Source organism: Paenibacillus phyllosphaerae, assembly GCF_014192105.1.
Taxonomy (GTDB): Bacteria; Bacillota; Bacilli; order Paenibacillales; family Paenibacillaceae; genus Paenibacillus_Z; species Paenibacillus_Z phyllosphaerae.
Genome location: NZ_JACHXK010000001.1, coordinates 658,907 through 680,390, shown reverse-complemented (window position 1 = coordinate 680,390; position 21,484 = coordinate 658,907). Strand labels below are relative to the sequence as shown.

General features: G+C 49.8%; 21 protein-coding genes. 15 read left to right on the top strand and 6 right to left on the bottom strand.

The window, feature by feature from the left end; translation table 11 throughout:
• The first annotated feature begins 6 nt into the window (after positions 1 to 6).
• From FHS18_RS02860 to FHS18_RS02820, 9 genes are all read left to right on the top strand, one after another.
• Positions 7 to 1,809, top strand: coding sequence for an ABC transporter ATP-binding protein (locus FHS18_RS02860; protein ID WP_183596732.1), 1,803 nt, complete (start codon positions 7 to 9; stop codon positions 1,807 to 1,809).
• A 120-nt stretch (positions 1,810 to 1,929) separates the two neighbouring features.
• Positions 1,930 to 3,159 carry a copper amine oxidase N-terminal domain-containing protein gene (locus FHS18_RS02855; RefSeq protein ID WP_183596728.1) on the top strand — a complete coding sequence of 410 codons (1,230 nt, stop codon included), beginning with the start codon at positions 1,930 to 1,932 and terminating at the stop codon, positions 3,157 to 3,159.
• Between the two features lie 200 nt (positions 3,160 to 3,359).
• Positions 3,360 to 3,812, top strand: a complete 453-nt coding sequence (locus FHS18_RS02850; RefSeq protein ID WP_183597343.1) for a lasso peptide biosynthesis B2 protein — start codon at positions 3,360 to 3,362, stop codon at positions 3,810 to 3,812.
• A 231-nt stretch (positions 3,813 to 4,043) separates the two neighbouring features.
• Positions 4,044 to 4,499, top strand: a complete 456-nt coding sequence (locus FHS18_RS02845; RefSeq protein WP_183596726.1) for a PilZ domain-containing protein — start codon at positions 4,044 to 4,046, stop codon at positions 4,497 to 4,499.
• A 134-nt stretch (positions 4,500 to 4,633) separates the two neighbouring features.
• Entirely contained in the window at positions 4,634 to 5,644 is a 1,011-nt protein-coding gene (gene rfbB / locus FHS18_RS02840; RefSeq protein ID WP_183597341.1) for a dTDP-glucose 4,6-dehydratase, read from the top strand.
• Between the two features lie 270 nt (positions 5,645 to 5,914).
• Positions 5,915 to 6,169: a hypothetical protein gene (locus FHS18_RS02835; protein WP_183596723.1), complete on the top strand. Its 255-nt coding sequence runs from the start codon at positions 5,915 to 5,917 to the stop codon at positions 6,167 to 6,169.
• Between the two features lie 162 nt (positions 6,170 to 6,331).
• Positions 6,332 to 7,270 (top strand): ABC transporter ATP-binding protein, encoded by a 939-nt coding sequence (locus FHS18_RS02830; protein WP_183596720.1) that lies wholly within the window; start codon positions 6,332 to 6,334, stop codon positions 7,268 to 7,270.
• On the top strand, positions 7,263 to 8,069 hold the full coding sequence (locus FHS18_RS02825; RefSeq protein ID WP_183596718.1) for an ABC transporter permease: 807 nt from the start codon (positions 7,263 to 7,265) through the stop codon (positions 8,067 to 8,069). The genes FHS18_RS02830 and FHS18_RS02825 overlap by 8 nt, the downstream gene beginning before the upstream one ends.
• Before the next feature lie 488 nt (positions 8,070 to 8,557).
• Entirely contained in the window at positions 8,558 to 9,790 is a 1,233-nt protein-coding gene (locus FHS18_RS02820; RefSeq protein WP_183596715.1) for a copper amine oxidase N-terminal domain-containing protein, read from the top strand.
• A gap of 126 nt (positions 9,791 to 9,916) precedes the next feature.
• Here FHS18_RS02820 and FHS18_RS02815 read toward each other — a convergent pair whose 3' ends face one another.
• Both FHS18_RS02815 and FHS18_RS35080 read right to left on the bottom strand, forming a co-directional pair.
• Positions 9,917 to 10,384 carry a bactofilin family protein gene (locus tag FHS18_RS02815; RefSeq protein ID WP_183596712.1) on the bottom strand — a complete coding sequence of 156 codons (468 nt, stop codon included), beginning with the start codon at positions 10,382 to 10,384 and terminating at the stop codon, positions 9,917 to 9,919.
• A 6-nt stretch (positions 10,385 to 10,390) separates the two neighbouring features.
• Entirely contained in the window at positions 10,391 to 11,383 is a 993-nt protein-coding gene (locus tag FHS18_RS35080; protein ID WP_183596709.1) for a peptidoglycan DD-metalloendopeptidase family protein, read from the bottom strand.
• Between the two features lie 154 nt (positions 11,384 to 11,537).
• Between FHS18_RS35080 and cls the strand changes: the two genes are divergently transcribed.
• The 5 genes from cls (at position 11,538) to FHS18_RS02785 (ending at position 16,481) form a co-directional block, all read left to right on the top strand.
• Positions 11,538 to 12,965, top strand: coding sequence for a cardiolipin synthase (cls, locus tag FHS18_RS02805; RefSeq protein WP_183596705.1), 1,428 nt, complete (start codon positions 11,538 to 11,540; stop codon positions 12,963 to 12,965).
• Positions 12,966 to 13,071: 106 nt separating this feature from the next.
• The gene (locus FHS18_RS02800) at positions 13,072 to 13,227 is read left to right on the top strand and encodes a hypothetical protein (RefSeq protein WP_183596702.1); all 156 of its coding nucleotides are present in this window, start codon (positions 13,072 to 13,074) and stop codon (positions 13,225 to 13,227) included.
• Positions 13,228 to 13,492: 265 nt separating this feature from the next.
• Positions 13,493 to 14,059, top strand: a complete 567-nt coding sequence (locus FHS18_RS02795; RefSeq protein WP_183596700.1) for an acyltransferase — start codon at positions 13,493 to 13,495, stop codon at positions 14,057 to 14,059.
• 118 nt (positions 14,060 to 14,177) lie between these two features.
• On the top strand, positions 14,178 to 15,224 hold the full coding sequence (locus FHS18_RS02790; RefSeq protein WP_183596697.1) for an acyltransferase family protein: 1,047 nt from the start codon (positions 14,178 to 14,180) through the stop codon (positions 15,222 to 15,224).
• A gap of 507 nt (positions 15,225 to 15,731) precedes the next feature.
• Positions 15,732 to 16,481, top strand: coding sequence for a YdcF family protein (locus FHS18_RS02785; protein ID WP_183596695.1), 750 nt, complete (start codon positions 15,732 to 15,734; stop codon positions 16,479 to 16,481).
• A 71-nt stretch (positions 16,482 to 16,552) separates the two neighbouring features.
• On the opposite strand, the gene FHS18_RS02780 is transcribed toward FHS18_RS02785, so the two are convergent.
• Positions 16,553 to 17,212, bottom strand: coding sequence for a hypothetical protein (locus FHS18_RS02780; RefSeq protein ID WP_183596692.1), 660 nt, complete (start codon positions 17,210 to 17,212; stop codon positions 16,553 to 16,555).
• 159 nt (positions 17,213 to 17,371) lie between these two features.
• Between FHS18_RS02780 and FHS18_RS02775 the strand changes: the two genes are divergently transcribed.
• Entirely contained in the window at positions 17,372 to 17,812 is a 441-nt protein-coding gene (locus FHS18_RS02775; RefSeq protein WP_183596689.1) for a VanZ family protein, read from the top strand.
• Between the two features lie 77 nt (positions 17,813 to 17,889).
• Here FHS18_RS02775 and FHS18_RS02770 read toward each other — a convergent pair whose 3' ends face one another.
• From FHS18_RS02770 to FHS18_RS02760, 3 genes are all read right to left on the bottom strand, one after another.
• Positions 17,890 to 18,579: a hypothetical protein gene (locus tag FHS18_RS02770; protein WP_183596687.1), complete on the bottom strand. Its 690-nt coding sequence runs from the start codon at positions 18,577 to 18,579 to the stop codon at positions 17,890 to 17,892.
• Between the two features lie 158 nt (positions 18,580 to 18,737).
• Positions 18,738 to 19,970: an NAD(P)/FAD-dependent oxidoreductase gene (locus FHS18_RS02765; RefSeq protein ID WP_221401172.1), complete on the bottom strand. Its 1,233-nt coding sequence runs from the start codon at positions 19,968 to 19,970 to the stop codon at positions 18,738 to 18,740.
• A gap of 48 nt (positions 19,971 to 20,018) precedes the next feature.
• Complete coding sequence (locus FHS18_RS02760) at positions 20,019 to 21,266, bottom strand: NAD(P)/FAD-dependent oxidoreductase (protein ID WP_183596684.1); 1,248 nt, start codon at positions 21,264 to 21,266, stop codon at positions 20,019 to 20,021.
• Between the last annotated feature and the right edge of the window lie 218 nt (positions 21,267 to 21,484).

Below are 21,484 nucleotides of genomic sequence, written 5' to 3'. Positions count from 1 at the left end.
ACGACATTGAAGGAACTATTGATTTTCTTGAAGCGAATGCACCACGTATCGGGCGTGAAGCTCTATTTTAACTTCTTCGGCATGATGCTCATCAGCTCGCTGGAAGGCATTGCGATCTTTTTGCTCGCTCCACTGCTCAGCATTACCGGAATTACGAACATGCAAACAGCTAGCATACCCTATATTACGCAAGTAACGGATTGGATTAAGCAGATCCCAGGCAACTATCAGCTGCTCGGCATTCTGTTGCTCTATGTTGCGTTGGTTGTAGCGCAAGCCGTTATCCAACGGAACCAGACGATCTTGAACAGCCAGATTCAGCAGGCGTTCATCAAGCAACTGCGTCTCGATACGTATCGGGAGCTGCTGCAGGCCAACTGGACGCTTTTCCTTCGTACGCGCAAATCCGATATTAACCATATCCTCAATACGGAACTTGTCCGTATTATCTCTGGTACGAGTATGGCCCTCAAGCTGGCCACCACCTTCATCTTCACGATTGTCCAAATCGCGTTCGCGATGTTTATATCCCCTAGTCTGACCGTGTTTGTCATTATCTGCGGCATCGGCCTTGCTCTATTCTCCAAACGATACAGGAAGCGGGCACAGGTTCTCGGGAAGGAAACAACGGAACTCTCGAAGAGCTATATTGCCGGTATTACGGATCACTTCAACGGCATCAAGGATATTAAGACGAATATGCTCGAACAGCAGCATTATCATTGGTTCCGCCAGATTTGTATCCAGCTCGAACGTAATTTCAATCAATTTGCCCGGCTTCAGACGACCTCTCAGCTCTTCTATAAGGTGACCTCGGCCTTTATTATTGGTCTCTTCGTTTTCTTGTCCTTCGAAGTGTTCAAGGTACAAGGCGGCGAACTGCTGCTCATTATTCTGATCTTCTCGCGGCTGTGGCCTAAATTCACCGGCATACAGAGCAGCTTGGAGCAGATCATTCAGTCTCTTCCGGCTTTCAAAAGCTTAGTCGAGCTGCAGCAGGAGTGCCGTGAAGCGCGCGAACTCGAATCCTTGGAGCTGTCTAACTACGAACAACCGTTACGCATTCGGCATGATATCGCCTGCCAGCATCTCAGTTATCGCTATGAGGGCAGTGCTTCGGCCTATGCGCTACATGATATAAATCTGACGATACCTGTCAACAGTACAACGGCGATCGTCGGTAAATCCGGAGCAGGTAAGAGTACGCTTATCGATATGCTCATCGGGTTGATCCGCCCGGAAAGCGGAATGGTGACCTTCGACGGCCGGCAGTTGAATGACCAGGAACGCATTGCGCTGCGCCAGTCGGTCAGTTATGTGTCTCAAGATCCGTTCCTTTTCCATGCCTCCATCAAGGATAATATGCGGATGGCTCAGCCGGATGCAACGGAAGCCCAAATGTGGGAAGCGCTCGAATTCTCGGCGTCGGCCGAATTTATTCGTAAACTGCCGCAAGGCCTCGATACGATTATTGGCGACCGCGGGATCCGTCTGTCGGGCGGAGAGCGGCAGCGGCTCGTTCTCGCCAGAGCAATCTTGCGCAAGCCTTCTATTCTTGTCTTGGATGAAGCGACCAGTGCGCTAGATTCCGAGAATGAAGCGAAGATTCAGCGCGCGCTCGATCAGTTGAAAGGTTCAATGACCATCATCATCATTGCGCACCGGTTGTCGACGATTCGCGATGCTGATCAGGTTATTGTCCTGGAGGGCGGGCGAATCATTCAACAAGGCGGTTATGTCCAGCTATCCAAGGAGACCAAAGGGGAGTTCAGCCGACTACTCTCTTATCAGTTCGGCGTCAATGCTTAAGGATATAGGTATTAATTCCTAATAATATGAATCCTTGTAATTATGGCAAATAATAGTTTAATAGGATAAATTGGTTACGGAATAAAACATTTGTAAAAGAAAGAGACATAAGGAGGAAAAATGTTGAAGAAGTCGTTTTTCAGTAAATTTCTCACCTCGATGCTACTCATCGTCATGCTCGTATCTGCACTAAGCAGTGCCGCTTTCGCGGCGCAGGCTAATCCGATTCGCGTCTGGTTGGATGGCACGGAGATCAAATTCGATGTCACGCCGACCGTTAAAGATAACTCGGTCTATGTACAGTTCAAGCAGCTGTTCCAGAAGCTGGGCTACTCGATTAATTTCGTGAATGAAACGAAGACGTTGACGGCTGTATCCGCTGACAAGAAAGTGAATATTACGCTCAAGACTACAGGTGCAACGGTGAATGGCAAGGCATTCTCGAATGCCAAGGCGCTGTTCGCTGAAGGCCGCGTACTGGTGCCGCTTCGTTTCGTTGGTGAGACGGCTGGACTTAAAGTGGTCTGGGATGCCAAGGCGCGTGCGGTTCAACTGACGGCGATCCCGCAAGAACCGACTGAACCGGCTCTGTCGAACGAGACGCTGGCAACGACGTTTACAGACGAGCTGTTCAAGGCGCTGAACACGAATAACGCTGAAGCTTACCTGGCGTTGTACGATCCGAAGATGGAGAACTACGAGATGACGAAAGCAGCTATCACGTACTACCTGCCGACATCCGCTAAGGTAGATAACGCTTATAGCGACCTGAAGATCATCAGCGCAACGGATTCGGAGATCAAATTCTCCTACACGATGACGATGAAGAAGCCGGAAGGCAGCACAGACTTCTACATCGATCGTGAATACAAGGTTCAATCGACGATTACGAAGAACAGCGAAGGCAAATGGCTGCTCACGGCAAGAACGACTTCCGACCAGAAGTTGCTTAATGAACAACCATTCGTCGAACAGGCGAATGTGGCGGAAGCGGACAAGAAAGCAGTCCTCGCCGTGGTTGAGAATAACATCAAAGCGCAAAATCAGGAGAATGTTGATGCATTGGCAGCAACATGGGATCAGAACTCGCCCTATTTCAACCTCTTCAAAGAGAACTACACGAAGCGTTTCAAGAACCTTGAGGTAACGACAACGTTGGAGAAAGCGGTTCTTGTGTCCTACACGGATGAGCTTGCCTATGTGTATGCCGAGATCAAGACCGAGACGAAGCTGGTGAACAGCACGTTCAAGGACAACCGTATCTCGACCGTCATCCGTCTGACTAAGGGTGCGAATGGCCAGTGGGTCGCGGATCCATCCAATGACACGCTGAAGTACCAAGAGATTTAAGTAATGGCCTAGCGCCCGCACTGCTCACCATGAGCGTGCGGGCGCTTTTTACGTTGGGGCTGCTGGTGCAGCGACTACCCATTTGCACTAAAGTGTGATACAATATGTAACTAATAAGAGGTGTAATGATACACCCTTCATTGCTCGGGAAATGAAAGGAGGCGTTTGCCTTGTTACGGAAGATCAAGAACTTGCTGGCCATGAATAATCGGATGAAACTCTACCTACTTGAGGCCCTCCTGTATTTGGGCTGGGCGCGTATTCTGAAGGCAAGGCAATTCGCTAAAGTGGCGCCGACGTTGGGAATCGAACGTGAGGAGACGAGCCATGAGCATCACGAAACAACGGAACGAACACTCGGTTATGTCTCCAGATCTGTTCGCACAATGGCCAAACATACACCGTGGGAGAGCAAATGTATGGTGATGGCGATGGCCGCGATGAAGATGCTAGAGCGTAGGGGAATCGAGAGCACGCTCTATCTCGGAACGGCCAAGGACCATACGGGGAAGATGATCGCGCATGCCTGGCTCCGCTCGGGCCCCTATTATATTACCGGTTACGAAGAGATGAACAAGTTCATAACCGTAAATACGTTTGCTAACAAACTGTCAGTCCGCGGGGAAGCGAGCAAGATGAGGCAAACTTCTTAGTATTAGGTCGCATCTAAGGAAGCAGGGTGAATCGGTCAATTCTTGTCGAACGATTCATTCGTTGGCAGCCTAGACAATTATGGATACAGATTGTATCATTATGAAGAGAATATAAAGTTGGATATCCCCTTTATTATGTCAAGTGTGTAAAGCGGGATCATTTTCGATGTCTATACAGATACGAATTGTATCTTACAAAGTAAATTTGTCGTTCAGGGAGCGGTTACGAGCATGAAGCTGAACAAGGACTTCACCTACCGGAGGCATGTCCGGATTCGCTTGTCGGATGGCACGCAAGCGAAAATTTCCATCTACAATGTGTTCGGAAGCCAGGTGCAGTCCGGTGAGATCACGGTGGATGTACATAACGTTAGCCCAATAGGCATGCAATTTGCGACGCATCTTCGATTCCCGGTGAGCAATGATTTTGCCATCCAGATCAAGCTCAAGTTGGCGGACTGGGAGTTCGCATTAATCGGCCATATTGAATGGCGCCGTAAGGAGGACAACCAGTTCCTGTATGGGTGCTCATTCCTGCCGGATCACAAGACGAGGCTAGCGATTGTAAGGGCGTTGAACGATAAGTTACGGCTGATGAGCCCTCAGCATGTCCGCATTCATGAGTTGTATCAGCGTGTGTCGGATATGGACAGGTATTGGTCCAACCAGATGGACGCCCGCGGCTAGCATTCGCTCCTGGAAGCTTCGAAGCTCGCGATTATTTTCCTAATCATCCCTGTCGGGAATGAGGTTCCCGGCATAATCTTATCGTTAAGAGGATAGTTGTGCTTAAGGGATAAGAGAGGAGTAGGAGAACGATGATGCGCTTGCTCGTTACAGGAGGTGCCGGATTTATTGGCAGCAACTTTATCCGTTACATGGTGGAGCGATACCCGGACTATACCATCGTCAATCTGGATTTGCTTACCTATGCCGGTAATCTGGAGAATTTGTCGGACGTGGAGGATCATCCGAATTATTACTTTGTCCATGGTGATATTGCAGACCCCGCTCTAGTCGAACGTACGCTGAAGGAATACACGCTCGATACGATTGTCAATTTCGCGGCGGAATCGCATGTCGATCGCAGCATTGCCGATCCGTCGGTATTCGTTCGTACGAACGTGATCGGGACGCAGGTGCTGTTGGAAGCGGCTAGAAGGCATTCGATTGCGAAGTATGTCCAGATTTCGACAGATGAAGTTTATGGTACTCTAGGTGCGACTGGTTATTTCACCGAGAAGACACCGCTAGCTCCGAATAGTCCTTATTCTGCGAGCAAGGCTGGCGCAGACTTGCTGGTGCGAGCCTATTATGAGACCTATGGGCTCAACATGAATATTACCCGGTGCTCGAATAACTACGGACCGTATCATTTTCCGGAGAAGTTGATTCCGCTCATGGTGACCAACGCTATCGATGATCTTCCGTTGCCCGTCTACGGGGATGGCAAACATGTGCGCGATTGGCTGCATGTCCGTGATCATGCCGCAGCCATTGATCTGGTACTCCATAAGGGCGAACCTGGTGAAGTATATAATATTGGCGGTCATAATGAGCGTTACAACATCGATATTGTGCAGCGCGTGCTTAAATTGATGAATAAGCCGGAATCGCTCATCCGTTATGTCCCTGACAGGCTCGGCCACGACCGCCGCTATGCGATCGACCCGACGAAGATGATGTCGGAACTTGGTTGGCAGCCTTCCTATACGTTCGACCGAGGGATTGAAGAGACGGTGGGATGGTATACAGTTCATGAAGACTGGTGGAGAAGGGTGAAGTCCGGTGAATATACGGCCTACTATAAGAAACAGTATGGCGATGTGTGACTGTAGAGAGAAGCATAGCCGAAGAGATTCGCTAAGAGAAGGCTAATAGCCTTTTCTTTTTAACGTTAATTGTAAGCGTATACACGACAAATTTTGCGATTTTTCGTTGTTCGTTATTGACAATTATCGATCAATGTCATAATCTTAAATTATCTGATACGTAATGTAACATAAATCGCGAAATTGATACATATAGTAGTATAGATAACGGGGTCGAAGGAGATGATCGTGGTGCAGAAGGAACGATTTTGTTGTGTGGGTTGTGGGGAGATGCTGGCATTCGAGCAGGCGCATATGGTATTCCAGACAGCCTTCTACCGTGTCGTGCAGAAGCTCGGCTGCTGCACGGTGTGCATGGAGAACGCTGTGAATCCTAACGGCATGGAAGCGGAACATGCGACGGAATCAAGTAAAGAAGCAAGTGTGCTGCATCTGCCGCAGGCCAAGCCGGCAGATAGCGGATATGGCGATTCGACACCGGCTGCGTCATTCGCTGTACATATTCCGATGGTAGCTTCCCTATAATCAAGTCCCGATGCCTGCTATGGCGGTCTTACGACCGGTAGCAGGCATTAATTTTTGTTAAACTTCCACACAACGAACTTCCAAACGTTTCCTGTATACCGTATAATGATGGGGCTTAGGTGCTGCAGGTTAAGGGCACTTGCGTTGACGGGAGGAAAGTACATGGATCGGCCAATACCAAATGGTTCGGTCGTGCAGCTGAAGAACGTGACCAAGCGTATCGGCAAGCGTACGATTATCGACAATTTGTCGCTCGATCTGCCGGAGGCAGAAGTGTTCGGCTTCCTCGGGCCGAACGGATCGGGGAAGACAACGACGATTCGGATGATGGTTGGGCTTATGGCGCTTACGGACGGGGATGTCATTATTCGCGGTCATAGCATTCGAACCGAATATGAGAAGGCGATTCGCCATGTAGGGGCGATCGTCGAGAATCCGGAGATGTATAAATATATGTCAGGTTATCAGAATCTGCTGCATTTCTCGCGGATGATACCTGGTATTACAAGGCAACGGATCGATGAGGTCGTAGATCTCGTCGGGCTCAAGGGAAGAATTAACGACAAGGTGAGAACGTATTCCCTTGGTATGCGTCAGCGGCTCGGCGTCGCTCAGGCCATTATGCACAAGCCGTCGCTGCTCATTCTGGACGAGCCGACGAATGGATTGGATCCGGCTGGCATACGCGAGCTTCGGGACTATCTGCGCAAGCTAGCCAAGAATGAGGGGATTACGGTATTCGTCTCCAGCCATCTCTTATCCGAGATGGAGCTGATGTGTGATCGAGTCGCGATCATTCAAGCGGGCAAGCTGATTGACGTTCAGAGCGTCCGTCAGGCGGGCACTGCCAACGATGCCTCGGCGGTATCGACCGTCGTGTTCGAGGTGGATCAGGAGGAAGGCGCGTTGCAGCTGCTCCAAGGTCGCTTCGGCGTGAAGCGGAGCGAGGGTGGGCTGACGATCGAAGCGGATCGGGATACCGTCGCAGCCGTGAATGCCGAGCTCGTTCAGCAAGGGATTAAGGTCTACAGCATTCGCGTCTTGAGCAAAACGCTCGAGGATCAGTTCCTCGAGATTACGGGAGGCGAGAGTGTTGTTTGATTTCATCCAACTGATTCGTAATGAGAATATGAAGATCTACACCCGCGTGCGCACGTGGATTATGCTCGGTATCCTGGTCGGGCTCGTGTTGGCTATCGGGATTATCGCGCTTACCATGGGCGAGTCCCCGAATAATTGGACGATGATGCAGACCGAGTCGATGATTCTATTCATGCTCGTCACGATCTTCACGGTCGTCATCTCTGCCGAGAGCGTAGCGGGCGAGTTCACGGCGGGCACGATCAAGCTGTTGCTCATCCGGCCATGGAGCCGCTCGAAGATTCTGCTCTCCAAGTATATCTCGCTCCTGCTGTTCGCGCTCTTACAAGCCGCTGTACTGTTCGTCTTCACGTTCGCGGTGAATGCGATCCTATTCGGCTATGACGGATCGCAGGCGGTGACGCAGCAGGTGCTAGGGGTTAATCGCGATATTCCGCCGCTGGCCTTAATGCTGCTTGAATATATCTGCCAGATCGTGAACCTTATCATTGTCGTGACGATGTCGTTCATGATCTCGACGGTGTTCCGCAGCGGCGGTCTGGCGATCGGTCTCTCCTTGTTCCTCCTGCTTGGCGGCAGCATGATTACAGGGCTGCTGTCGATGCTGAATAAGGCGTGGGTCGATTATATTCTGTTCCTGCATATGGATCTGACGCCGTACATCAGCTCGCCTACGATGGATATACGGGAAGGGGTCAGCGTATCGCTTGGCTTCTCGCTAGGCGTGCTGGCTGTATACTATATCGTCTTCATCGCCGTTACATGGTACGTCTTCAAGAAGCGGGATGTGGCAGCGTAAGAAGGAATAATCGGCTAGCATTCTCCTAACCGAAGCTAGCTCAGATGTCTTGAATTTGGCCTGTTGGAATAAGTTATTCCAACGGGCTTTTTGTTTTTTATGCAAAGAAATTGCCTATTCTTGGGCTGTTAGTACCATATTGTCGAAATCACCTTCCATCATTTGTTGGCATTTGTCGACGGAAATCATGTCGAATACAACCATCAATCGACGAATTGGCAGAAAAGTGGATGCTATCCTTGTAGATTCGACGAATTGTTTGTCTGAATTTAAGCGTTTTCATTGACACTATTTTTTCCAAATTTTCGGCAAAAACATCAGTGATCACCTAGGTCTATGAACGCTTTTAACTTTTTTTGGCAACTGCTATATTATTCCTTGCCACCAATGACACACGTAAGAGTCCCCTCCGATAAATTCCGCCGTATGTAGTCTTTGCGACATACGGAGAGGTCTTTATATAAAGTACATAGGGTGGAGGATGTTGGATGAAGCGCTTTGGTCCGTCTAGGAAATTTGTCATTGCCATCATGCTTGTGGTTGTCTCCTCGTTGTTATTCGCCTCTGTCAGCATGGCTGCCCCTGTCGCACCGCTTAAGCCCATCAAGGTTTACCTCGAGAAGGAGGAACTGAAGTTTGACGGCGAGCCGATCGCGGTTAAGAATGTCGTCTATGTGGATTTTCGTCCGATCCTAGAGGCGCTTGGCTTCACGATCACGTATGACAATGCCACGAAGAAAATTACGGGGAAGTCGGCTAAACACCAACTCGAATTGGTCGTCGGTTCTAGCGAAGCGACGCTCGACGGGAAATCGTACACCATTCCGCACAAGCCGTTCGTTCAGAACAACCGTCTTGTGGTACCGATTCGATTCGTCGGTGAGGCTTCCGGCCTGAAGGTCACTTGGGACCAAGTGGCGCGTACGATCGTGCTGACGCATATCGAGACGCAGAAGGAAGAAGCCGTTCCTCCAACTGCCGAAGAGCTGATCAATATCTTCAAGAAGCAGAAGGAATTGACAAGCGCCGGCGACCTGAAAGGCTTCCTTGCCACCTTCTCTGCCGATTCTCCGGTACTTGCTTACTATGGGAAGCAGGAGAAGATGTTGGCTGAGCTGACGAAGACAGCGACTACTTTCAGCGACTTTGTCGTGAAACCGGGCGCTGACGGTAAGTTCGACGTGACGTTCAAGACGACGACGAAGAAGGATGGCGAAGGCTTCTATCTGGAGTCGACGCAATGGGTTGAAGCTTCCGTCGTGAAGGGCACTGACGGCAAGTGGAAGGTATACGACATCGATACGGTCAAGACGACGTACAACAAGCCTTGGGATTCGCTCTCGAGCGAAGCTTCTGTACCAAGTGCGGACAAAGATGCGATCAAAGCCGTTATCGACGCGAACGAGAAGGCGCTGAACGAAGAGAATCTGGACGCTGTTATCGCGACTTTGGACGCGGAGACAGGATTGGTTCCGGGCCTTTCGGCAGATCTGAAGGCAGACTTCGCAGCGTATGACGTGAAGGTAACGAACGAAGTCGAGCGGATCGTTTACTTCAAGGATTCCCTCGCTTACGTGTATGTCGTGCAGAAGAATGAGCTGGTGAAGGGCACGGGCTTTACGAGCCACAAAACCTACAAAGTATTCGCAGTTCGCAAGAATGCCGACGGCAAATGGGTCATCAACCCATCGAGCCAGCTGGTGTACTATCAGAAGCTGTAGATTCAAAGAGACGGAGGGAGCAGTTTGCTCTCTCCGTTCTTTTATGTATAGAAAGTCATGTCCGGACAAGCTCCAGCATAAAAATAAAGCAAGCCCTAAAGGCCTGCTCCTATGTACGTTCGACCGTTAACCCGCCTGACGCGCTTTCTCTTTGCTGGCGGCTTCGCGAATAGCCGCTTCCTTGTTGGATGCCTCTTTGCCTATCAGTTGAGCCTGCTCCTGATCCGCTTGATGACGGCCGCGGTTCTCTCCGGGCCGATCCATCTTGCAGCTGCCGTTGAAGATAGCCCCATCCTGAATAAGCAGCGTGTGGGCAGTCGCATTGCCGTGAAGCTGACCGGAGGCGGTAATCGTCAGCCGGCCTTTCGTCACCACATCCCCGTAAACTTTGCCGGCGATCGTAACATCCTTGGCGGTTACATTCGATCTTGCAATGCCACATTCCCCGATAATGACATCGCCCTTGCACTCGATATCGCCGCGATACTCGCCTTCGATCCGAATACTCGCTTCGCTGACCATTCTTCCTTCCGCCTGCGTACCTTGGCCAATCAGCGTATCCGTGATTGCCTGCCGCTTGGATTCCTTGAACATAGGCCTTCAATCCTCCTTCACTAATCGCAAATACGGGAGCGGGTTCACTGCTTCATCCTTCTGCATGATCTGGAAGTGCAGATGCGGAGCGGTGCTGCGGCCGGTACTGCCGAGTTCGCCGATTTTGTCGCCGCGCAGGGCGGAATCGTTTAACTTGGCCGTAATGCGCTTTAAATGATAGTAGACCGTCTGAAGCCCGTTAGAGTGGGTAATGACGATATAGTTGCCTTTGCTGCTGTCGCTGCCGGTCTCTGTTACGAGACCATCTCCTGCAGCGAATACGGGATCACCGGGCTCGCCGCCGATATCAATGCCTGCATGGAAGGTGCTGCGACCGGTGAAGGGATCCGTGCGGTAGCCGAAGCTGGAGGTGAGGGTACGGGAGATCGTAGGCCAGCCGGAGGGGAGCGCATCGAGTTCGGCTTGCCGTTGCTTGGCTTGGCGCAGCGATTCGGACATCGTCTTCTCCATGGCATCGACCATAGTGGAGACGGCCTTGAAGTCGAGATTAGATTCTAGCGCGAGCCTTGCCATATAGGCCGCTTCCTTGTCTGCGGAGTAGGCCGCTTGTTCATCCGATTCACGTACGGAAGCGGCATCCTCCTTGTATACAGGGTAGGAGGGTTGGACGGTGGCGCCATAAACTTCGGTGAACTGCTTGAGCTTGGCCTCGAGCGCTTGCAGATCCGTGAGCTTGGTGTTCATGTCGTTAGCTTGCCGCACGGCTCTCGCAAGCTCGTCTTGAAGCTCTTCAATCTGTCCCTCTTTGAGGTGAATGGCTTGCCTGTGTGCGTTGGCTTGCGAAGCAAGGGTACCTTCTAGTTGATCGATCTGATAGGCGGAGCGAAGCTCGAGCCCGGCCACACAACCTGACACCACGAGGACGCAGGCTGCCGGCGCGGCGACGATGGATCGCTTCGAGACGCGGAATTGCTTCACCTTCCGGTCCGGACCGCGCATGACAAGCAGGGACCAACTGACTGAACGGCGTGGTTTCACATGCGTTCTCCTCCCGAGGGTAAGGGCCCTTAAAGTTTCGAACGTACTATAGCTATTTATTCCTGCTAGCTATAAAACATGCTAATAAACGACGTATAGCTGCAGGGCTGCGCGTAAAAACTAACGATATTTCCAGTTACAGGGGGGCGCAATCATGATCTGGATCGTACTGGCGCTGCTTGTATTCATTTTTCAGATGGGGACGATTCTTGTACTGGAATTCCGGAAACCGTCGAAGACCGTTGCATGGCTGCTCATCATGTTTATTTTTCCTATCGTAGGCTTCGTTATGTACTACTTCCTGGCACAGGAGTACCGGCATCGCAAGACGGTGCGCAGGCGTAATATTGTGGCGGAGGAGATGCGGCTCCAGGCGCTGCTTCGCTGTAAAATGGTCCATCGTCCAGCCGATCTCGGCACCGGCGAATTCAGTCACCAGGAGCGGCTATTCCGCCTGCTGTCGGGCATGTCGACATCCCCGATCACCAGCTGTAATGAGACGCGCGTCCTGACGAACGCGGTGGAGACTTATGAGGCGATCCTCGAGGCGATTGGGGAAGCCAAGGACCATATTCACGTCGAGTATTACACAATTCGTAATGACGGTATCGGCAATAGGCTCAAGGAAGCGCTTATACGCAAGGCCCGGGAAGGCGTCGAGGTACGCGTTATCTACGACGGTATCGGCAGTCTCGAGCTGCACGGCAGCTACGTGAAGGAGCTTAGGGAAGCGGGTATTCAAACGCAATGCTTCCTTGCTCCGCGGCTAGCGCTGTTCGACAAGCGGATCAATTTCCGGGACCATCGCAAAATCGTCGTCGTCGACGGTCTCACCGGTTTTGTCGGCGGGATTAACATCGGCGATGAATATCTCGGTCATAATCCGAAGCTTGGGTTCTGGCGCGATACGCATCTGCAGATTAAAGGAGACGCCGTGTACTTCCTGCAAGAAGTGTTCATGAAGAATTGGTGGTTCACGGCAAAGGAACGCCTGACGGATTCGAAATATCTGCCCGAGCATCGATGCGTGGGTCAAGAGCAGGTACAGATCGTTGCCAGCGGCCCAGACAGCATCGCGGACGCGATATTGGAATGCGTCTTCGCCGCGGTATCGGTCGCGCAGCGGCGGATCTACATCACGACCCCGTATCTGATCCCCGATGCCAGCGTACTGATGGCGCTGCGAACAGCGGCGCTCAGCGGAGTCGATGTAAGGCTCATCATCCCGTATGTCGGGGATTCGAAGCTGGTGCTGCGGGCCTCGCTCTCGTATGTCGAGGATTTGCTTGCAACGGGGGTACGGATCTACCGTTACCGCAAAGGCTTCGTCCACGCGAAGGTGCTCATCGTCGACGATCTGGTCGCCTCCGTCGGCACAGCGAATATGGATATGCGCAGCTTCTTCAGCAACTTCGAATTGAATGCGCTGCTATTCAGCAAGGAAGCGATCGATCGACTGGAGCAGGATTTCATGGCCGATCTGGAGGAATGCGAGGAGCTGAGCCTCTTTACCTTCGAACAGCGGCCCAAGCTGGAGAAGGCGAGCGAGGTAATCGCCCGCATGCTGTCTCCATTGCTATGAATGTAAGATTACGTATCATTTTGTTAGGGAAAAGGAAAAATGTTGATACATATCGTATCGAATGTGGTAAAATAGCCATAACGACGTTAAATGATGGAGAGTTCCAATGACGACAAAGGAATCCTTACTGCAGATACAGAGTGACCTGTTGACGATGAGTGCCATGGTAGAGGAGCAAATTGGGCGGATCGACCGCATTATGCTAGAGAGCGGGGCGAAGCCGGAGGGAATAACGGATGTGCTAGGAGAGCTAGAAGAATAGGAGTAAGGATGACAAGCCGATTCTTAATAGGATTCGGCTTGTCATCTATTATGAGTATAATAATCCTAATACCGTATAGTATTCATAATGAAGGGTGCTGACTTTACGTAGCATGTAGCTGTTGATAGTTGTTATATAGCATCATAGAAATCCTATATTAAAAATTTCACGCATTTTTCTAATCCTCCAGTATTTATCACAACGAGATACATATGATACATTATGATTTTTTGCATATAAAAAATATTGAAGGAGGCGATTATTAATGTCATATGTCATACACAAAACAATAAATAGAATTTACAAAAAAATCAGATATTTATTCGTAAACGGAATTGCATCCTCTATCATTACACCGCAATTTATACGCTTCATAATTTACAAGCTATTTTTAATGGATGTAAGGACAACAAAGATATTATCAAGATGTTTCTTCAGTTCAAGCAAAATAAGCATTGGAAGAGGAACACTAATAAACAACGATTGTTACTTTGAGTCATATGAAAATATAATAATTGGAAAGTATGTGTCGATTGCCCCACAAGTAATGATTTGCGCGTCTACTCACGAGATCGGCCTTGAACACAAAAGAGCTGGAAAAGCGATAGGGCAAAAGGTAATTATTGAGGATGGTTGTTGGATCGGAACACGAGTGGTGATATTACCAGGCGTGAAAATTGGTATGGGATGCATTATTGCTGCAGGTGCAGTGGTCACAAAAGATTGTGAACCGAATGGTATCTACGCTGGGGTCCCTGCCAAGCGCTTAAAAGATATTGAGAGCACGGAAGACGGTATGGAAACGATATTATTAGCTAAGACAGTTGGCTAATATAACGATATCTGCTAGCACTCTCATAGGAGGGTGCTTATTCTTTTGTAAATACTATTTTATTAAAGTCTACACGCATGATACAATATGTATCAAATAGATATAAGGAGTGGGATAGTTGAAAGTCAAAGAGAGGGATGTAAGGGTAGATATCTTACGATTTATTGCAATTGTTGGGATCATCTTAGCACACAGCGAACCGTTCGGGGCGTTGTTTCAGTTGAGAAATTTTGATGTTGTGCTTATGGTTCTACTTTTGGGGACATCTTTTTACCTTAGTAATCATAACAAAAAGGCTGTTCAATTTGGTGATTACCTAGTCAAACGCTTTAATCGTCTTGTAGTTCCGACATGGCAATTTTTGTTTATGTTCTTTGTTTTGTTTTGGCTTATTTCATTGATTAACGGAGACAGTTATTATTTTAAAATTTGGAATATAGTCGACTCTTTTGCTTTAATGAACGATGATGGGTCCAGTAGCATTGGTTATGTATGGATTATGAAAGTGTTCTTCGTGATAGCAGTAATTAGCCCATTCTTATTAAAGTTAAGTCAAGTGATCAAGAACAATTTCGTATATCTGTTACTTCTTTCAGCGGTATATGCAATCTATGCTGGGTTAGTATATATAAATGATTTTATATTTAACGGTTTAGTCCACAACATGATTGAAAACTTTTTAATTTATGGAATTGGTTACGGTCTAATTGCAGCATTTGGGATTCGATTAAAATTATTTAGCAAGAAAGAAATTAAAGTTCTAACTGCCATATTCTTTGTGCTTTTCGTCACATTGTATTTTGTACATAATCACGCGCCGACTCAGCAATTCAAGTATCCGCCAATGCTTTATTATATGGCATATGGTTTATTGGTGAGTTTACTTCTGTACCAAATTCTCCAAGTTAAATGGATCTATAGGATATTGAATAACAAGTTCGTTCTGTTCGTATCTAAAACTTCACTCTGGTTATATTTCTGGCATATAATACCGATTTATTTCGTGAAACTATTCGGTAATCTTATCCCAATCATAGATATGAATTTTATCACTCGGTTTACATTTTATTTTGTGGCCGCATTACTTTTAACTTATATTCAAGAGCTAGTCAACAATAAAAGAATGGCGATCCGTAAGAACAAGAATCTGCTAAAGGTAGGCTAGATCCTTGAATAATTAAATTGGTTAATCGAAATAGAGGTTCTAAATCCAAACGTGATACGAAGGCAGTTACAATTAATTATTGATATCTCAGGTATTGTATGAAATCATGGATCTTTTTATTGAACGTAACAAAAGCAAACAATATCGCTCCTGTCACTATCATACCAACAAAATTAGACTTATTGTCATGTTCTTCGCCATTCTCAGTATCATCGTCGAAGTCATCAAACATTATATGGCCCCCGTTTTGTTTTTCTTTCTTAATATTAAGGGATTGTAACACGCTTGTATGTCGAATTTTGGGACTAAAGATAGAAAATATTATTACAATAGTCATACAAGAAAAACCATGTATGTAATGTTGAGGAACAGTAGAACTATATATTATCTATTGGCGTATGCTGCATATCCTATATGAATTGCTAACAGCTTAAACTTCATTAGTTATAAATGTATGTATATCAGTGAAAAGGCAGTAAGACTGAGAGTTAGGGGTTAGCTAAATAAATGATGGCATTTCTAGTTAAGATTATCTATACCTTACTCTTGCCGCCTGGATTATTTGTAATCATGTTATCTTGCTTTACCTTTTATCTTTTTATGAAGAGAGTTAAGAGGTTTGCCTATGTTACGCTTATTTTCACATTGATTGCATATATTTCATCCTGCACATTTATAGGTAGCAGTCTCCATAAGCTCAATGTTAATAAATTCCCTATTCCAAGTAACCTACATTTAGGAGATAGTATCCTCATGCTTGGAGAAGGTGCGATGGCAAACTATGTATCAGTCGATGGAAAAGGGCAGTTATCCACACAGACCTCAATGAATGCAATCGCCGTAGTGAAACTATACAATAGACTAAAGTTGCCAATCATTCTTTCAGGAGGGGAAGGGCTAGGAGTCAAGGATGCAGGCAACGAAGCTCAATTAGCAAAGCGGGATTTAATTGAGATGGGCATTCCCGAAGAGGTTATTACGATAGAAGATAAGAGCCAGACAACACAAGAGAATGCTCGTCTCTCCTCGACTATTCTTCGTAAAACGGGCTATAATCACCCCATATTAGTCACCTCTGCGTCTCATTTAGCGCGATCAGTTAATCTCTTCGAAAAAGAAGGAATTGCAGTAATCCCTATGCCTTCTCAATACACCGAAGAGACAGATGAAAGATCATTTTTCGATTTTCTTCCTTCAACAAAAGGTTTAACACTGGTTAATCAATCTTTGAAGGAATTCCTTGGAAGACTGCAATAAAAGAAAAAATAGAGCCGTCTACTCTTATGTAGTCGGCTTCTTTTATCTCTTGTTTCTTTATAATTCTTCCCTTACTCCCCACGCCCCGCAATCTCAATCAGCGCCGCGATCTTCAGCGCTTCCATCTCTTCTTCCGACACGCGGCTGAGCAGCAGTTCCTGCATCTCGGCTTTCTCTTCGGCGGTGATCCCGCCTTTGGCTTTGCTCACCAGATCGAGCAGCTCGCTCTTACTGAATTTGTCCATCATGAGATCCATCGCTTCTTCACGGGACATCACAGGGGTTGTCGAAACGGGGGAATCAGCCGACGAGCTTCCCGTTCCTGATCCTTGCCCGGCATCGGACCCTGATCCTTCCCCATCCTCGCTTCCAGTCCATTGCCCCGCGCCCGTACCGCTACTCTGCTCCCCGCCAGTTCCAGTTCCTGACCCACCGCTGCTCACACTGCCAGCCAGCTCATCCCGCAGGGCAGGGACGTTTTCCTCGAGAATCTTCGCGATCTCCGGGTCGTTCTTCATCTCCTCAATCTCCGCCGGCGTGATGATTTCGTCGGCGAGCTTGTCCATCATTTTATCCGACACGTACGATTTGGCATAGGGGTAACCGATGACGCCGCCGGCAACGAGAACGGCCAACACGGATAACGTAATCTTCCATCCACGCCGCCGTTTCTTGGGCCGCCGAGGCGATAGGGTAGTGGTATCTTCATCTCGCATAGGGGATTGTTGCATGGTTCGTTCTCCTTCACCAATGGAATCTCATTTACTCTATATAGTGCAAACGAGCGAAGCCCTCTAAAAGTTACAGCCGCTTCTTCCGGGGTGAGGTTGACAATACCTTCGAATAGATACATAATGTAACCCATTATCGCAACTAGGGATGTGTGATCCGTGTTAAGATTTGCGCTTGCCGTCATTTGGATGATCTTTTTGTTCATCTGCACCTGCACGACTAATTTCCAGAACATGGTGTTACATTACGATATCAGCTTCAAGTTCGATGCTTCGCCGGACTGGAACCAACTGTTCATATTGCCCAATACCGATGTCATTCGTGATCATATCCGATGGTATTCGTTCCAGAAGATCGGCCACTTTACCGGGTTTGCGATTCTGACGCTGATCCTGACCAATATGGGACAATGGAGATTAGGCGTCATCCCGGCAGTAGGCTATGCGATCGCGACAGAGATCCTGCAGCTGTACTTCATGCGGGATGGGCGAATCGTGGATATGTTCATCGATAGCAGCGGAATTCTGCTGGCGTATCTGTTCGTCGTTCTCATCAATAGGAGAAAGCCTCCGCGTTCAGCCCGCCCTTGGCCCTTATAGTCCACTAATAGTCCACGCAAAAAACGCACCGAGTTCGCCTCGGTGCGTTTCGTCGTTCCCATATATGCTACAGCGAGCTAATTGCCGTCCTGCTTCGCAAGCTCCACGACTGCAGCTACTTTCAGCGCCTTGAACTCGGAGTCCGAGATGCGGCTGAGCAGCTTATCCTTGATTTCTTTCTTCTCCTCGGCCGTCAGTCCGCCGTTCGCTTTCTCCGCGAGCTTCAGCAGTTCGGACTTGCTGAATTTGCTCAGGAGAAGCTTGGACGCTTCGTCCTTGGTCATGACGTTGGACGTAGAGGAGGCGGAATCGTCGCTCTTAGTTGACGTCGATGTGGACTTCTCGCTATTCGTTGTTGTCGTGTCGGTTGTACCGGAAGTGCTCTTCGTCGTGCTGTCTTGCTTATCGGTGTCCTGAGCTTCCGTATTCGATGCGACCGTGTCGGTTTCCTGATCAGTTGTCGTCTCGGCAACGGTCTCCGTAATTTCCGGCAGGGAGATATTCGGGATATTCTCCTTCAGGATCTTCTGAATCTCCGGATCTTTCTTCATCTCTTCCATTTCGGAAGGGGAGACGATTTGGTCCGCGATGTTGCTCATCATTTTATCGGACACATACGCCATGGCAAAAGGGTAAGCAATGAATCCGGCAATGACAAGCACGCCAAGCGTGGATAGGGCGATCACCCATCTTTTGCGTGAGCGACTCTTGCGGGTCGGGGCTCCTCCAGATGATTCGTTTGTTTGGTTGCGCGTAGGTAAATCCAACGTTTCGTTCCCTCCTTCATGTTGTGCATGAAGGATATTCGCCACAAACGGACATAATTCCTGTTATTTCGCCAATTTTGATGCGCGACAGTATTTGGATTCCCTCTTCACGATGACGCAAAAAGCCGCGGTGCACGACCGCAGCTCCTTCATTCCCTTCACACCATCTGCAGCGTTCTCCGATCCAGCCGCACAATATCTTCGGCGGGATGGACTTCCCCGCTCAGCTTGCTCAAGATCAGCTTCGCGCCGAGCATGCAGTACACGTCGCCGTTGCCGCCGTAGCCGAGCACATAGTACACGCCAGGCCGCGCAGGGTCTTCCCCGAGGAAGGGGAGGTTGTCCCGGGAGCCGGCGAACAGCGCGTTCCATTGATACTCGGCCGGCGGGAGGAGGTCTCCCACAAGCGCCTGTACTTGCTCGTACAGCTTGCCGACGTACTTCACGATCTGCGCCGGACTGTTATACGGCACGATCGACTCCTGATCGAGCCCGCCGGCGACGATCCGGTTATCTGCAGTTGTCCGGATATACAGGTACGGCCTGGCCGTCTCCCAGAGCAGCCACTTCTGATGCCAAGGATCACGACCTGCCACCGGCTCCGTCACCATGGCAAAAGACCGGTTCATCGTCTGCTTGATGAGCTGTCCCTTCAGCTGCTCCGGCTCATAACCGACAGAGTAGACGACATGTTCGGCTTCGACGACAGCGCCGCTGGCGGTCGTCAAACGCTGTAATCCTTGTGCAGTCGTGTCATGCGAGACAATATCCGTCTGCTCGCAGATTGTCATCCCATGACGGACAGCCGTGTCGGCTACGGCATGGACGAATTTGAACGGGTTGAATTCCCCATCGCCATGGGTGACGATCGCGCCGCTCTTGCGGAAAGGGAAGCGGGCTGCGATCTGCGCCGGCTCCCAGTATTCGACGTCGAATCCATTCGCCCGCAATGCCTCATATTCGCGCTTCAGCTTGATCAAGTCCTGCTCGGTGCTCGCGTAGTACAAGCTGCTGCGGTCGAAGTAATCCACGTTCGCGCCAACCTCGGAGGCGGTCTGCTTCAGGTCCAGCACCGCTTGGCGGCACGCTTCATAGAAACGTACGGCCGGCTTATCGCCAATCTGCTTCATAAGATCCGATAGCATAATATCGTTGGAGAATTGCAGGAGACCGGTATTGGCGGATGTGCTGCCTCCCGCAACATGGCTGCGTTCCAGGAGGACGACTTCGAATCCGTTCTTCGCCAGCGTGTAGCCGACGATGCAGCCGGACATTCCGCCTCCGATGATCGCAACCTTGGTCCGTACGTTCTGCTGCAAGGCAGGATAGGTACTGGTGCTCGGCAACGTCGTGGGCCAGAACAACTTTCCATTATGTAAATCTTTGATCATCTGCGCATTCCTCCCGCCCTTAGCATGCCGGAGGGGCCGCTCGATCATTCATGCCAGCTGCTCCACCATCGTCTCGCGATCCAACCGGACGATCTCGGCAAGCGGGCTGTCTGCCTTGCCGTTGATCATCTCCAGCAAGAGGGAGGAGGCCATCATGCTGTATACCGTGCCGTTCCCGCCATAACCGAGGCAGTAGTAGACGCTGGCATACTTAGGATCGCGGCCGATGAAGGGCAGACCATCGCGGGATTCGCCGAAGGTGGCGCTCCATTGTGCGGTGACAGGGGCCGTTATGCCCGGGATATGTGCCTGTAGCTTCGCATACAGCCGCTCCGTATGTTCGCGCAGCAGCGCTTCGTCCTGGACCGGCTGCGGACAGCTTTCATCCAGCCCTCCGATGATGATGCGGTTATCCGGGGTTGTCCGCATGTACAGATAAGGCCTGGCCGTCTCCCAGATCAGCCACCTTTTGTGCCAATGCGCCAGTTCATCCTCGGATACCGGTTCGGTCACCATAGCGAAGGAGCGATTCAGGTTCGCGCCGATCAATTGCCCGCGCAGCTCTTCCGGTTCATAGCCGATCGCGTAGATGACATGCTCGGCTTCCACCCAGTAGCCGTCGGATGTTCTTAGCTTGTGCCGGCCGTTCGGTAGCTGCTCATGTCCGATGACGTCGGTGTCCTCATGAATGCGAAGGCCGCTGACCGAGCCTGCCTCAGCCAGCGCATGGACGAATCGGAAAGGGTTGAGCTCGGCATCGCCATGGGTCACGATCGCTCCGTGTTTCCGGAAGGGAAACAGCCGCTCAATCTGCTCCTCCTCCAAATATTCCACGTCGAAGCCCGCATGGAACAGCGCTTCGTATTCGCGCCTTAACCGCGGCACGTCTTCCTCGTGACTCGCATAGTAGAGGGAGCTTCTGCGGGAAAACCCGACATCGCATCCGAGCTCTTCGGCCACCCGAGCTAGATCTTCGACCGCCTCCCGGCAGGCGGCATAGAACGTATGCGCTTCGTTCTCGCCGATTCGGTCGATCATCTCGGTCAGCATCATATCGTTGCTGAATTGGAGCAACCCGGTATTCGCCGACGAGCTCCCGCCGGCAACTTCGCCGCGTTCGAGCAGAACCGTACTGATTCCTTCGCGGGCTAGGCGATAACCGCACAGCGTGCCGGACATGCCGCCGCCGATAATGGCGACTCGAACCCGCTTATTCATCCGAAGCGGAGGGTAGCTGCTGTAATCGGGCAGCGTCATTGGCCAGTACAGCTCTCCGGTATACAGTTCTTTGCTCATGCTCATCGCCTCCTAAGCTCATTGGTTAAGCTCATTGGTTTGCGTTCGCAATCGTCAGATTGGGAATGCAGCATTGAGCTGCTTACTCGCTCATTGGTTTCTTGTTCACAATCCTCAGATTGGGAATGCAGCATTGAGCTGCTTACCCGCTTACCCGCTTACTCGCTCATTGGTTCGTTCGCAATCGTAAGATTGGGAATGCAGCATGGAGCTTCTTA

What these genes read in the sequence shown, in the direction of transcription:
- FHS18_RS02780 (WP_183596692.1), bottom strand. Translation starts at nt 17,212, where the DNA reads ATGCAACAATCCCCTATGCGAGATGAAGATACCACTACCCTATCGCCT.
- FHS18_RS02845 (WP_183596726.1), top strand. Translation starts at nt 4,044, where the DNA reads ATGAAGCTGAACAAGGACTTCACCTACCGGAGGCATGTCCGGATTCGC.
- FHS18_RS02785 (WP_183596695.1), top strand. Translation starts at nt 15,732, where the DNA reads ATGATGGCATTTCTAGTTAAGATTATCTATACCTTACTCTTGCCGCCT.
- FHS18_RS02795 (WP_183596700.1), top strand. Translation starts at nt 13,493, where the DNA reads ATGTCATATGTCATACACAAAACAATAAATAGAATTTACAAAAAAATC.
- FHS18_RS02835 (WP_183596723.1), top strand. Translation starts at nt 5,915, where the DNA reads ATGCTGGCATTCGAGCAGGCGCATATGGTATTCCAGACAGCCTTCTAC.
- cls (WP_183596705.1), top strand. Translation starts at nt 11,538, where the DNA reads ATGATCTGGATCGTACTGGCGCTGCTTGTATTCATTTTTCAGATGGGG.
- FHS18_RS02765 (WP_221401172.1), bottom strand. Translation starts at nt 19,970, where the DNA reads ATGATCAAAGATTTACATAATGGAAAGTTGTTCTGGCCCACGACGTTG.
- FHS18_RS02830 (WP_183596720.1), top strand. Translation starts at nt 6,332, where the DNA reads ATGGATCGGCCAATACCAAATGGTTCGGTCGTGCAGCTGAAGAACGTG.
- FHS18_RS02820 (WP_183596715.1), top strand. Translation starts at nt 8,558, where the DNA reads ATGAAGCGCTTTGGTCCGTCTAGGAAATTTGTCATTGCCATCATGCTT.
- FHS18_RS02815 (WP_183596712.1), bottom strand. Translation starts at nt 10,384, where the DNA reads ATGTTCAAGGAATCCAAGCGGCAGGCAATCACGGATACGCTGATTGGC.
- FHS18_RS02855 (WP_183596728.1), top strand. Translation starts at nt 1,930, where the DNA reads ATGTTGAAGAAGTCGTTTTTCAGTAAATTTCTCACCTCGATGCTACTC.
- rfbB (WP_183597341.1), top strand. Translation starts at nt 4,634, where the DNA reads ATGCGCTTGCTCGTTACAGGAGGTGCCGGATTTATTGGCAGCAACTTT.
- FHS18_RS02800 (WP_183596702.1), top strand. Translation starts at nt 13,072, where the DNA reads ATGACGACAAAGGAATCCTTACTGCAGATACAGAGTGACCTGTTGACG.
- FHS18_RS02760 (WP_183596684.1), bottom strand. Translation starts at nt 21,266, where the DNA reads ATGAGCAAAGAACTGTATACCGGAGAGCTGTACTGGCCAATGACGCTG.
- FHS18_RS02850 (WP_183597343.1), top strand. Translation starts at nt 3,360, where the DNA reads ATGAATAATCGGATGAAACTCTACCTACTTGAGGCCCTCCTGTATTTG.